Below are 11,342 nucleotides of genomic sequence, written 5' to 3'. Positions count from 1 at the left end.
CATGGTGGACATGAAGTACTCGGCCTTCATCCAGTGGTGGGCGTGGCGGAAGGTCTCGAAGATGGCGGCAGTGCTGGAGAAGTCGCGCGGGCGCTCGGGGTTGGCGAAGTAGCTGTTCATCACCACCAGGCTCGTCGAAGTGCCGGTGAGGCCGATGAAGGTGTCGCCGACCTTGGTGATCTTCGTCTTGTTGACGACGTGATTGGCCTTTTGGCGGAGCGAGCCGAGCGAACTCATGGTATCAGCGCCGATGCAGGCGACGCCGTTTTTCTGGGCAACAACGATGGTGGACATAAATGGAGCGCGAGTGTGACAGGCGCTTACATCGGTGCAAGCTCGCTCACCGCGAAGTCTGATTTCACCAGCCGCCGCCCATGGCTTTGATGAGGCGGACGGTGGCGGCGAAGCGCTGGGCGGTGATCTGGGCGCTCTGGCGCTGGAGCAGGAGAAGTGTGCGCTCGGCATCGAGCAGCTCCAGGTAGCTGAGGCTGCCGCTTTCGTAGAGGGAGCGGATCAACGCGGTGGACTGGGTGGCGGCGGCGAGGGCTTCACTCTGCGCTGTAGCCTGCTCGCGGCGGCTGCGGATCTGCGTGAGGCTGGTTTCCACGTCCTTCACCGCGCCGAGCACGGCCTGGCGATAGTTTGCGATAGCTTCTTCACGTGCGGCTTTGGCCTGACGAACTCGGGAACCGATGAGGACGTAGCCCGTAAGCGGCAGGCTGATCTCGGGGCCAATGGACCAGACTTTGCTGTCAGCGCTGAAGAGGGAGCTGGATTTCAGGCTGAGGAAACCTGCTTCGCCCGTGAGCTTGATGGAGGGGAAGTAATACGAGGTGGCCACGCCGACCTCGGCATTGCGCGCGACGACGAGTCGCTCGGCAGCGGCGACATCGGGGCGGCGTTCCAGCACCTCGGCGGGAATCCCAGCTGGCACGGCGGGAGGTGAGCCGGAGATGGGGCGCTCGGCGATGGTGAAGGTGCTCGCGGGTTCGCCGCAAAGGATGGCGAGGATGTCCGCGGTCTCCTGACGCAGGCGTTTCACATCGGCGAGTTCGGCTTTGCCCGTGGCCAGCTCGGTGCGGGCGCGGGCGAGATCGACCTCGGGGATGGTGCCTGCTTTGAAACGCTGCTCGATGAGCCCGAGCGAGCGGGTGCGGAGTTCGTTCGTCTGGCGCAGCGCGGTGACTTCGGCATCGTAGGCGCGTAACAGGAAATAGCTGGAGGCGACATCGCTGGTGAGCGTGAGCATGACGCCGTGGTAGTCAGCGATGCTGGCCTGCGACTGAGCGCGGGCGGATTCATAAGTGCGGCGGACTTTGCCCCAGAAGTCGATCTCGTAGCTGAGGTCGAGCACGTCGCGGAAGGTATTGATGTGTGAAGAGGGGATGCTCACGGGCACGGGCGTGGGCAGATTGCCGGAGGTGCGCTCGCGCTTGCTGTTCGACTTGATGCGGATGTCGGGGAAGAACTCGGCGGCAGTGCCGCGCGACGCGGCGCGGGCTTGATCGACACGCGAGACGGCGGCCTTTAGGCTTTGATTGTTCGCCAAAGCGCGCTCTTCGAGCCGGTTGAGTTCGGCATCGTGGAAGGCCTTCCACCAGTCGCCTCTCGGCAGATCATCCTTCGGCACAGCAGGCTGCCAGCGCCACTGGGCGGGCATCACGGGCGTGAGGTCGGGCTTCTCGTAGTTCGGGCCGGAAAGGCAGGCGCTCAGCGTGAAAGCGAGGGGGATGAGCAGAAGACGTGACATGAGAAAAATCAGGCAGGAATGGGAAGAGCATCTTCACGAGCCGAGCGACGAGCAGCGCGCTTCTCAGCACGGCGGCGACGCCATTCGACGACGTCATCGAGCAGCGAATAGAAGACCGGTGTGGCGAGCAGTGTCAGCAAAAGCGAAAGCGTCTGACCACCGATGATGACGCCGGAGGTGGCGGTGTTGAAAGCGGCGCCGATGCCTTTGGAAAGCATGAGCGGAATCATGCCGGCCACGAAGGCGGCGGTGGTCATGAGGATGGGGCGGAGACGGTCTTTGTTCGCCTGAAGGATGGCATCGAGCCGGTTCATGCCATGCGCGCGGAGCTGGAGTGTGTGGTCGATCTGAAGGATGCCGTTCTTCTTCACCACACCGAAAAGCACGAGGATGCCGAGCGTGGAAAAGATGTTCAGCGATTGCCCGAAAACGATGAGTGAGAAGATGGCGAAGGGCAGCGTGAGCGGCAGTGCGATGAGGATGGTGAAGGGATGAATCCACGACTCGAACTGCGCGGCGAGAATGAGATACATGAAGATGAAGGCCATCGAGAATGCGGTGACGAAGGCGATGCCAGCGCGCTTGAGTTCCTTCGATCTGCCTTCGGGACCCATCGCGTATTCGGGCGGCAGGTTCTGCCGTTTCAGGATGGCTTCGATCTCGCTCATGATCTCAGATTCACCGAAGCCGGGCGCGGGGTTCGCGGTGATGGTGACCTGGCGGCGACGATTGGCGCGGTCGATCTGCGCGGGACCTTCGCGTGGCGTGAGTGAAACGAGATTCGAGAGCGGCACAGGCGGGCCTTTGAGCGAAGGCACGGAGAGCAGTTGCAGGGCTTCGGAACTGTTGCGGTAGGGTTCCTCGGAGCGCAGGTGGATGTCATACTGCTCACCGCCTTCATCGTAGGTCGAGACATCCGCACCACCGACGAGCAAACGCAGCGTGGCGGAGAGATCGGCGATGTTCACACCGAGCTGCCCGGCCTTGCTGCGATCCACCACCGCGCGGATCTCGGGCTTGCCGCTGACCAGCGTGGTATCGACATCGCGGATGCCGGGGATTTTAAGAATGTCCGGCATCGCCGCGCCCACCGCCTGACTGATGCGGTCGAGGTCAGGACCACCGACGAGATATTGGATGTTCGCGCTGGACTGGCCGGTGTTGAAGGCGGGCACTTCGAGCACGTTCAGTCGCAGCTCAGTGGGATACTTTGGGATGATCTCTGTGCGCACGCGGTCCATCATCGTTTGCTGGGTTTCCTGCCGCAAAGCTGGGTCGATGAGGCTGACGTAGATGCTCGCTTGGTTCGGCGTGCGTTGGTCGTTGTCGCCGATGCTCATGAGCGTGTAGGCCACGCCGGGCAGGCTGCGGATGTCGCGTGCGACACGCTCGGCGGTGATGTCTGTGGCTGCGAGGCTGGTGCCTTCAGCGGTGCGCAGCGTGACTTGAAACTGCGCTTCTTCATTCGGCGGCAGCAGTGCTTTTTGCACCTTCTTCATCAGCGGTCCGATGGCATACAGCGAGCCGAGGCAAAGCAGCACGACGAGCCAGCGATGCCTCATTGAGAAGCGCAGCACGATCATGTAGAGCGCCTCCAGCGGATGATAGAAAACATTCACCAGCTTGGCCATGGAACGCTCCAGCCAGTTCGGGCGCATGATGCTGAGCATTCGTGCGGAAAGGCTGGGCGTGAGGGTGAAGCTGACGATGAGGGACACGACAATGGCGAAGGCCATGGTGTAGCCGAAGCTACTCAGGAACTTGCCAACGATGCCGCTGAGGAAGGCCACGGGCACGAACACGGCCAGCAGTGAAAGCGTCGTCGCCATGACCGCCATGCCGATCTCTTTGGTGCCGTCGATGGCGGCCTGGAAGGGCGACGTTTTCTTTTCGTCGATGTGCCTGAAAATGTTCTCCACGACAATGATGGCGTCATCAATCACGATGCCGACCGCGAGTGCGAGCGCGATGAGGCTGATGGAATTCAGCGTGATGCCCGCCGCCCACATGATGCCGAAGCTGGCGATGATGGACGTGGGGATGGCGAGCGCGGAGATGAAGGTGGCGCGCACATTGCCCAGGAAGAAAAGCACGACGATGGCCGCGAAGAGCGAGCCGAGGACGAGATGCTCCTTCACCGCATCCGTGCTGGTGCGGATGACGAGGGAGTTGTCGCGCACGATCTTCACCTCGTAGCCTTTGGGCAGGAAGGGCCGGAGTTCATCAATGCGCTCCGTGACGGCATCGACGACAGCGATGGTGTTCTCGCCCGACTGCTTCCGCAGCGAGAGCGTAACTGTCGGCACACCATTGAGCCGGGCCACGCTTTGCAGCTCCTCGGCGCTGTCCTCGACGCGGGCGACATCGCTCAATCTCACGAGGCTTCCGCCAGCCTCGCGAATGACGAGGCGCTGAATGTCCTGAAGGTTCTCGGCCTTGCCAACGATGCGAAGTCCTGCCTCGTGCGCGGCATTCTTCACCATGCCGGAGGGGATCTGCACGTTCTGCATCATCAGCGCGCGCTGCACATCGAGCGCGGTGAGATTGAAGGACTGGAGGCGGATGGGATCGAGCCAGATATTGATCTGCCGCTTCTGCCCGCCGAGCAGGGTCACCTGACCTACACCGGGCACGCTTTCCAAACGACGTCGCAGGACCTTGTCAGCATACTCGGTGATGTCGCGCGTTGGCTTGTCCGCGACGAGCGCGATGCTGAGGATGGGCGTGGCATCGGGGTCGAGTTTCTCGACGATGGGCGTGTCCACATCATCCGGCAGCGTGGCGATGATGCGGTTCACGCGGTCGCGCACTTCCTGCGCGGCGACATCGACGTTCTTTTCCAAAAGGAAGACCACGAAGACCTGCGAGATGCTGTCGCTGGAGACCGAGCGGAGCTGGTCGATGCCGCTCACGGTGTTCACCGCCTCTTCGATGCGGTCGGTGATCTGCGTTTCGATCTCCTGCGGTGTGGCGCCGACGAGCCGCGTGGTGATGGACACCGTGGGGAAGTCCACTTTCGGAAAGCGGTCCACGGGAAGGCGGGTGTAACCCAGCACACCCACGACGACGAACACCAGCACGATGACGCTGGCGAAGACGGGGCGTTTAACGGAGACGGCGGCGAGCCACTGCATGTGCTTCGTGAGTTAGGGTTTGAGAACGACAGGTGCGCCATCGGCGGCACTCTCGTTGGGGTTGAGCACCACTGACTCACCATCAACAAGACCCTGGCGGATCTCGATCCAGTCCTCCCGAGTCTCGCCTATCTCGACGAGGCGTTCTTCGAGCTGGTCTTTGCGAATGATGAAAAGCTTCCGCCGCGTGCCCTCGATGCGTAGCGCGGCAGCGGGCACGGCGACGGCTTTTTCATCGCCGGTAATGAGCCGCGCTTCGGCAAACAAGCCTGGCTTCAAGCGCCCGTCCTGGTTGTCCACGGCAGCTTCGACAAGCAGATCGCGTGATGCCTCACGCACCGCAGCGCCGATGAAGTTGATCTTACCCTGGAAGCTCACCTTTGGATAGGCCGAGACGCTGAACTCGACAAGCTGCCCCGGCTTCACTTTGCCAACAGCCGCTTCGGGAACGTTCACAACGAGGCGCAGCGTGGCGGTATCGACCACGCGCGCCACGGCCTGACCAGGCCGCACATACTCGCCCGGTGAAACGAGACGCTCCGCCACGGTGCCTGCGAAGGGCGCGGGAATGACGGCGTCTTTGAGTGACTTCTCCGCCATGTCGCGGCGCGCTTCTGCGGCGGCGAGCTGGGCTTCTTTGGCGGCGGTGTCGGTGCGCAGACGATTGAAGTCCGCCTGGGCGATGGCCTTGGATTCGGCGAGAGGTTGGTTGCGCTGGAGTTCGCTACCGGAAAGCTCGGACTGCGCTTTCGCCAGCACCACGGAGGCTTCGGCTTCACGCAGCGTCATTTGCGCGACACGTTCGTCGAGCTTCACGAGCACATCGCCCGCCTTCACCACGGCTCCGCGTTCGACAGGCGTGGACTCGACTTTGCCCGCCGCATCGGAGGCGACCATGGCATCCCACTCGGCCTGGAGCTGCCCCGTCACGCGCAGGAAGCGCGGCATCAGGCGCAGCTCCGCTTTCGCGGCTTTCACTTCGATGGGCTTCGCGGGTGGCAATGAGGGTGCGCTTTCCGCCGCAGGTGGTGGCTTGTGGCAGGCGGTGATGCTGAGCATCGCGACGATGGCAGCTTGGATAACAGAAGGTCTCATAGGCAAAGGAGTCATTTTTTGGCATCGGCACGAAGGCCGGCGAGCGCATGAAGCGCGAAGTCTGCGATGCCAGAGGCGAGTCGCTCGATGTCAGGTTCAGTCTTCGGCACAGGCGGGCCGAGGCGGTCGATGAAGACGCGTCCGTGATCGAAGTGGACGCAAAGCCCGACGATGTGATGCGCGAGCATCTCGCATTGTAAGTCGGGCTCCGGCTTGCGCAAAACGGCGGCGATGATGCGATGCAGCTCTTCATGGAATGGCCGCACCACGAGTTTTAAAAACTCACCCAGGCACGCCGTCGGCTGCCGCATCTCATGAGCGACGAGCTGGCCGAGCACAGGGTTTGAGGCGCGCTTCAGCAAGATGAAGCGCAGACAGAAACGAATCCATAAACGAAGCGTCTCCTCGGGCTTCGTGTCGCTGCTAAGCGTCACCTGCGGCTCATGCTCCAGCGCACGGCGGTGGCTCTCCACCAGCACCTCGCGGTAGAGCTCCTGCTTGTCGCCGAAGTAATACTTCACCGAGGCCAGGTTCGCCCGCGCCTTCAGGCAGATCTGCCGCAGGCTGCCTTTATCGAAGCCATCACGAGCGAAGATCTGCATCGCCGCCAGCAGGAGACGCTCCCGCCGTGCCTCGGGGTCGCGTTCGCGTGGAGCAGAGTTTTTAGACATGCGTTTATAAACAGGTGTTTAACTCGGCGCATGAGGTCGCTTGGTCAAGGGGGTTGTTGGCCGTTACTTCACCGGATCGCCGAGGTGCTTCTTGAAGAAGGCGGCGGCGATGTCCACGGTCTCGGCGCACCACGGGTCGCTCATCCAGAAGGGATGAGGAGCGTCCTTGAGTGTGTGGACAGAGGTCTCGATGCCGAGTGCTTTCAGTTTCTCCATCATCTCGGCTCGGCCGATTTTGAGGGAGTCTCTTTCACCCTCGATGAAGATGGTGGGCGGCACGCCGACGCGGACGTGAGTGATGGGCGAGACGGTTTTGAACAGCTCCGACTTCTCCTGCGCGGTGCTGCCGAAGAAAAGCACGGCACCTTCGTTGGTCTTCTCGGCATTCGCCGCCAGCATGTCCTGCGTGGCGGCCATGACGATGGCGGCTTTCACGGCGCTGGACTGGTCTTTAAAAGGCCCCTCGCCCTCGAACTCGGGCAGGCCGGTGGTCATGGCGGTGAATCCGGACAAATGCCCGCCTGCGGAGCCGCCCATGCAGCCGATGCGCTCGGGGTCGATCTTGAGTTCCTTCGCGTGGGCGCGCAGGCAACGCAGCGCGGCTTTGCAGTCGTGGATGGCGGCGGGATACTTCGCTTCGGTGGAGAGGCGATAGCTCACCATCGCGGTGACGAAGCCGCGCGCGGCCAGCCTTTCCATCATGGGTTTGTCCGCCTCGACCTGCCGCGCTTTCCAGCCGCCGCCATGGATGTCGAGGATGCAGGGCCAGGTGCCTTCGCCTTCAGGCACATAAACAAACAACTCCACGGTGTGCTCGGGATACTTGGCGACCTCGATGGTCTTGAAAGTGAAGCCATCCGGCGTCTTCGGCAGGAGCTTTTTCCACTTCGGACCGGTGCTGGCGGGTTTGGCCGCAGGCTTGGGATCAGCTGCCAGAGCTGCGGAGGCGATGACGAGCAGGGAGAGAAGGAGGCGTTTCATGAGCCGATGAGAACGCCGGGCAGCTCCGTGAGCCATCACGAATCTCTTCAGCGGCTCAGACTTCCTCTTCCCAGGCCTCTTCTTCCTCTTCCTCCGCATCGTCCAGTTGGATGCGGATGGAACGTTCTTCGAGGGCGTCGCGGACATCGAGGATGTCCTGCGGTTCGACCTGGAGGCAAAGGCCGGGAGGGGCACGGCGGGTGTTGAGGCGCTCGACTTGGAGTCGCTCCAACTGGAAGCCGAAGCGTCCGTAAAAGGGGATGACCGGCGTGCTGGCGCGGGTCCAAAGCTCGATGGGGCGCTCATCCGTCTCCAGCAGGGCGATGCGTGCGGCCAGAAGCGTGGTGCCGTAGCCGCGACGATGATACTCGCGATGCACCATGCCATGCATGAGCCAGGCGTTGTCCGAGTCCCCGACAAGCTCCAGCCCGCCGCAGCCGATGACATCGCCCGCGTGCTCGATGACGAGGTAATAGGAGGTGCCGGTCTGGAGGAACTCGGTGAAGTTTTGCAGACCTTCGGGCGAGAGAAAGTCGGGTTCGTTGGAGCGATAGACCTCCAGGCAAGCCTCCAAGTCTTCAGGCTGATATTCGCGAATGCGGCAGGCGGCGAGCTTCGGCACGATGGCCTGCATGAGGGGGGAGAGCTCGTCGAGGGGGAGGTCTTCTTCGTCTTCTTGGAACATGGGTGGAGGTGGTGAAAGTCAGACGCCGATCGCCTTCACCGCCCAGGCGATGACGAGCGGTGTTGTGACGATGCTGACGACGGTGGTGGAGATGACGCACTGCACGGCGGTGGGGGCGTGGCCGCCGTAGTGGCGTGCGATCATGATATTAAACACGGCGCTGGGCATGGCGGCCTGGACGATGAGGATGCGCTTCAGCTCCAGGCTCAGCGGCAGCCACCACGCGCAGGCGAGGAAGGCCAGGGGGATCACGCCCAGACGCAACAGCGGTGCGAGCACCGCCACGGACCAGCGCACGCGCTCCTGGCCCCAGATATCGGCGATGGAGGCACCGATGATGAGCACCGCCAGCGGCACGGCGCAGGCACCCATCATGCTGAAGGTGCGGTGCGCGACATCCGGCACATGGACATACAGCCCGGTGAAGTTCAGCAGGAGGGAAAAGAGGATCGTCAGCACCGGCGGATTCAGCGCCAACTTCCAGGGCGCATTGCCGAGTCCGGTGAGCAGGCCGACACCCGCTGTCCAGCAGGCCAGCTCCACACCGAGGGTGAAGGTGAAGAGCACTCCGAGTGTGCCTTTGTCAGGAAACAAAGCGGTGACGATGGGAATGGCCACGAAGCCGTAGTTTTGCAGGCCGGACGCTACGGCGAAGGTGCGGCGGCCTTCGTGCTTTTGCAGTCCGATCAGGGGAGCGGCGAAGTAGGAGATCGCGATGCCCAGCGCTACGAGCCCGAAGCCAAGTCCGGCAGCAATGAGCACGGGCAGCGGCTTCATTACCGATTCATTGCCGACCACGCGCTCCAGAATGAGGCAGGGCGTCAGCAGCGCCACGCAGAGCCGCATCACTCCGGCATCCACGGCGGCGGGAAGCAGGCCCGTTCTCCGCACGGTGAACCCTGTCGCCATCGTGAGATACACGGGCAGGACCACGGTGAGGATGCTGGCAAAGTCGAGCATGAGGAGCGCGCATGGTGGCGCGTTCGGATGCCGAGGCAAGCCTCAGCGTGGCTCGATGCGCAGCGTGCGGCGAATGGTGTATGGCAGCGTCAGTTTCAGCGTCGCGGGGGTGTTCTCTTCCGCAGTCACGGGGCCGGTGAAGCCAAAGCTGCCGTTCACCGTGGTCTCGACATCCAGCTTGTCCTTCAGCCGACGCAGAATCGTCGCGGTGAAGGTCGCGCTGCTGCTTCCGGCAAAGGTGGGCTGCTCGACTTTCAGCGTTCCGCGCACGGAGATGCGGGCATGGGACTCGCCCCGGACATCCTCCACAGCCTCCAGCGTGCATTCGTAATCTGTCAGCACGGGTACACTCTTCACTTTGCCGCGTGGGGCTGGAAATTCGGTCTTCCAGGTCTCTCCGATGTTGCGTTGCTGGCTGCCGATGCCTGCGGGCAGGAGGTCCATCAGCGTGGTCAGCCAACTGAGTTTGATGAGGGCGGAGTTCAGCGTGTTTTCAGGCTTTCGATCCTGCGGTTCATACATCCACACGCCCAGGCGCTTCCGTGCGTGAAGGTGCTGCCGGACCAGGATGCCGGGCTTCTCGGAGATGGCGGGTGGATTGGCGAAGTACACCGCCAGATCCTCGGCGTGATCCTCCACCATCACGTCTTCGTTTTCAGCGCCCTGCACCCGGCGGCGGAGATTCACGCGCTGATGGTAACGAGCCGCCAGCGACTGGACTCCCTTCGCCGACTCCACTTTGTATTCGCCTTCGTTCATCTGCAAAACGCGCTCCTCCAGCAGCACCGTGCCCGCACGCAGAGGGGCGGCGGCGATGTCTGCACGCATCTTGCGTTCAGGAGTCGCTGCCGGCAACGAGGCGAGGGAAAGCGCCCCCAGTAGCAGGATCATGGATCGTGGGAAAAAAGGGCGCATGGTGCCGCAGGGAACGCTGCTGCCGCATCCCGCTTTCCACAGGAATGTGACCGCCAATCTTCTTGCGCGCATTTTCCCCCGCCCGTAGCTTCTGCGCCCTACGCCAGCCCCGCTCATTCCCCGCGTCCTTTTTCAGCCTCCCACATGCTCATCCGCAAGAAAGCTCATGCCCGCGCCGGTCTGGTCGGCAATCCCTCCGACGGTTACTTCGGCAAGACGATCTCTTTCATTATCAGGAACTACGGCGCCGAGGTCACGCTCTTCGAGTCGCCCGAGCTGACCATCGAGCCGAATGAGCGGGATCATTCCGTCTTCGGCAGCATCGACGCCCTGGCCCGCGATGTTCGCCAGCACGGCTACTACGGCGGCATTCGCCTGCTGAAGGCCAGCGTGAAGCGCTTCTTCGAATACTGCACGAAGCACCATCTCCCGCTCCACGGGCGGAACTTCACCCTCCGCTACTCCAGTGACATCCCGCCGCAGGTCGGCATGGCCGGGAGCAGCGCCATCATCACGGCCTGCTGGCGTGCCTTGATCGAATTTTACGGTGTCGATGTGCCGAAGCATCTGCTGCCAAGCCTGGTCCTCAGCGTGGAGAATGACGAACTCGGCATCCCCGCCGGACTGCAGGACCGCGTGATCCAGGGCTACGAGGGCGTGGTCTTCATGGACTTCAATCGCGCCCATGTGGAGAAGCTCGGCTACGGCATCTATGAAGAGCTGGACCCCGCCTTGCTGCCAAATGTCTATGTGGCCTTCACGAACAAGCTCAGCGAAGGCACGGAGGTCTTTCACAACGACATCCGGGGCCGCTGGAACCGCGGTGAGCGCGACATCGTCAGCGCCATGTATCAGTGGGCAAACCTTGCCCAACGCGTGCGCGACATGCTGGTTGAAGGCCGAGGCAGCGAGATCGGCCCGCTGCTGAATGAGAACTTCGATCTCCGCCGTCGGCTTTACAAACTCAGCCAGGGAAACATCGACATGGTCGAAACCGCGCGCGACTGTGGTGCAAGCGCCAAGTTCACAGGCAGCGGCGGTGCCATCGTCGGCACCTACGAGGATGAGGCCATGTTTGAGAAGCTACAGGCTGCGATGGAGCCGCTCAGCGTGACGGTGATCAAGCCGCAAATCGTCTGAGGCGGCCGCTT

General features: G+C 62.5%; 9 protein-coding genes and 1 pseudogene. 1 reads left to right on the top strand and 9 read right to left on the bottom strand.

Annotated features, from left to right (window positions below):
- The 9 genes and pseudogenes from AC6FTP_RS13070 to AC6FTP_RS13030 form a co-directional block, all read right to left on the bottom strand.
- Window positions 1-294 (bottom strand): annotated as a pseudogene (locus AC6FTP_RS13070) (hypothetical protein); the annotation flags it as partial.
- 64 nt (window positions 295-358) lie between these two features.
- A complete protein-coding gene (locus AC6FTP_RS13065; protein WP_497207361.1) occupies window positions 359-1,750 on the bottom strand; it encodes an efflux transporter outer membrane subunit in 1,392 nt (463 codons plus the stop codon).
- Between the two features lie 8 nt (window positions 1,751-1,758).
- A complete protein-coding gene (locus AC6FTP_RS13060; protein ID WP_497207360.1) occupies window positions 1,759-4,884 on the bottom strand; it encodes an efflux RND transporter permease subunit in 3,126 nt (1,041 codons plus the stop codon).
- A 12-nt stretch (window positions 4,885-4,896) separates the two neighbouring features.
- Complete coding sequence (locus AC6FTP_RS13055; RefSeq protein ID WP_497207359.1) at window positions 4,897-5,979, bottom strand: efflux RND transporter periplasmic adaptor subunit; 1,083 nt, start codon at window positions 5,977-5,979, stop codon at window positions 4,897-4,899.
- Window positions 5,980-5,990: 11 nt separating this feature from the next.
- On the bottom strand, window positions 5,991-6,650 hold the full coding sequence (locus AC6FTP_RS13050; protein WP_497207358.1) for a TetR/AcrR family transcriptional regulator: 660 nt from the start codon (window positions 6,648-6,650) through the stop codon (window positions 5,991-5,993).
- Window positions 6,651-6,713: 63 nt separating this feature from the next.
- Window positions 6,714-7,631, bottom strand: coding sequence for an alpha/beta hydrolase fold domain-containing protein (locus tag AC6FTP_RS13045; RefSeq protein ID WP_497207357.1), 918 nt, complete (start codon window positions 7,629-7,631; stop codon window positions 6,714-6,716).
- Between the two features lie 55 nt (window positions 7,632-7,686).
- The gene (locus tag AC6FTP_RS13040) at window positions 7,687-8,316 is read right to left on the bottom strand and encodes a GNAT family N-acetyltransferase (protein ID WP_497207356.1); all 630 of its coding nucleotides are present in this window, start codon (window positions 8,314-8,316) and stop codon (window positions 7,687-7,689) included.
- An 18-nt stretch (window positions 8,317-8,334) separates the two neighbouring features.
- On the bottom strand, window positions 8,335-9,276 hold the full coding sequence (locus tag AC6FTP_RS13035; RefSeq protein WP_497207355.1) for an AEC family transporter: 942 nt from the start codon (window positions 9,274-9,276) through the stop codon (window positions 8,335-8,337).
- A 42-nt stretch (window positions 9,277-9,318) separates the two neighbouring features.
- Window positions 9,319-10,167 (bottom strand): hypothetical protein, encoded by an 849-nt coding sequence (locus AC6FTP_RS13030; protein ID WP_497207354.1) that lies wholly within the window; start codon window positions 10,165-10,167, stop codon window positions 9,319-9,321.
- A 168-nt stretch (window positions 10,168-10,335) separates the two neighbouring features.
- Here AC6FTP_RS13030 and AC6FTP_RS13025 point away from each other — a divergent pair, with 168 nt between their 5' ends.
- Window positions 10,336-11,331, top strand: a complete 996-nt coding sequence (locus tag AC6FTP_RS13025; RefSeq protein WP_497207353.1) for a mevalonate kinase family protein — start codon at window positions 10,336-10,338, stop codon at window positions 11,329-11,331.
- The last annotated feature ends 11 nt before the right edge of the window (window positions 11,332-11,342 follow it).

The organism is Prosthecobacter sp. (genome assembly GCF_044378005.1).
Lineage (GTDB): Bacteria > Verrucomicrobiota > Verrucomicrobiia > Verrucomicrobiales > Verrucomicrobiaceae > Prosthecobacter.
This window is presented reverse-complemented; position numbering and strand designations above follow the sequence as displayed.

Bases quoted from the DNA above. Each gene is read 5' to 3' on its own strand.
- AC6FTP_RS13065 (WP_497207361.1), bottom strand. From the start codon at position 1,750: ATGTCACGTCTTCTGCTCATCCCCCTCGCTTTCACGCTGAGCGCCTGC.
- AC6FTP_RS13060 (WP_497207360.1), bottom strand. From the start codon at position 4,884: ATGCAGTGGCTCGCCGCCGTCTCCGTTAAACGCCCCGTCTTCGCCAGC.
- AC6FTP_RS13055 (WP_497207359.1), bottom strand. From the start codon at position 5,979: ATGAGACCTTCTGTTATCCAAGCTGCCATCGTCGCGATGCTCAGCATC.
- AC6FTP_RS13050 (WP_497207358.1), bottom strand. From the start codon at position 6,650: ATGTCTAAAAACTCTGCTCCACGCGAACGCGACCCCGAGGCACGGCGG.
- AC6FTP_RS13045 (WP_497207357.1), bottom strand. From the start codon at position 7,631: ATGAAACGCCTCCTTCTCTCCCTGCTCGTCATCGCCTCCGCAGCTCTG.
- AC6FTP_RS13040 (WP_497207356.1), bottom strand. From the start codon at position 8,316: ATGTTCCAAGAAGACGAAGAAGACCTCCCCCTCGACGAGCTCTCCCCC.
- AC6FTP_RS13035 (WP_497207355.1), bottom strand. From the start codon at position 9,276: ATGCTCGACTTTGCCAGCATCCTCACCGTGGTCCTGCCCGTGTATCTC.
- AC6FTP_RS13030 (WP_497207354.1), bottom strand. From the start codon at position 10,167: ATGATCCTGCTACTGGGGGCGCTTTCCCTCGCCTCGTTGCCGGCAGCG.
- AC6FTP_RS13025 (WP_497207353.1), top strand. From the start codon at position 10,336: ATGCTCATCCGCAAGAAAGCTCATGCCCGCGCCGGTCTGGTCGGCAAT.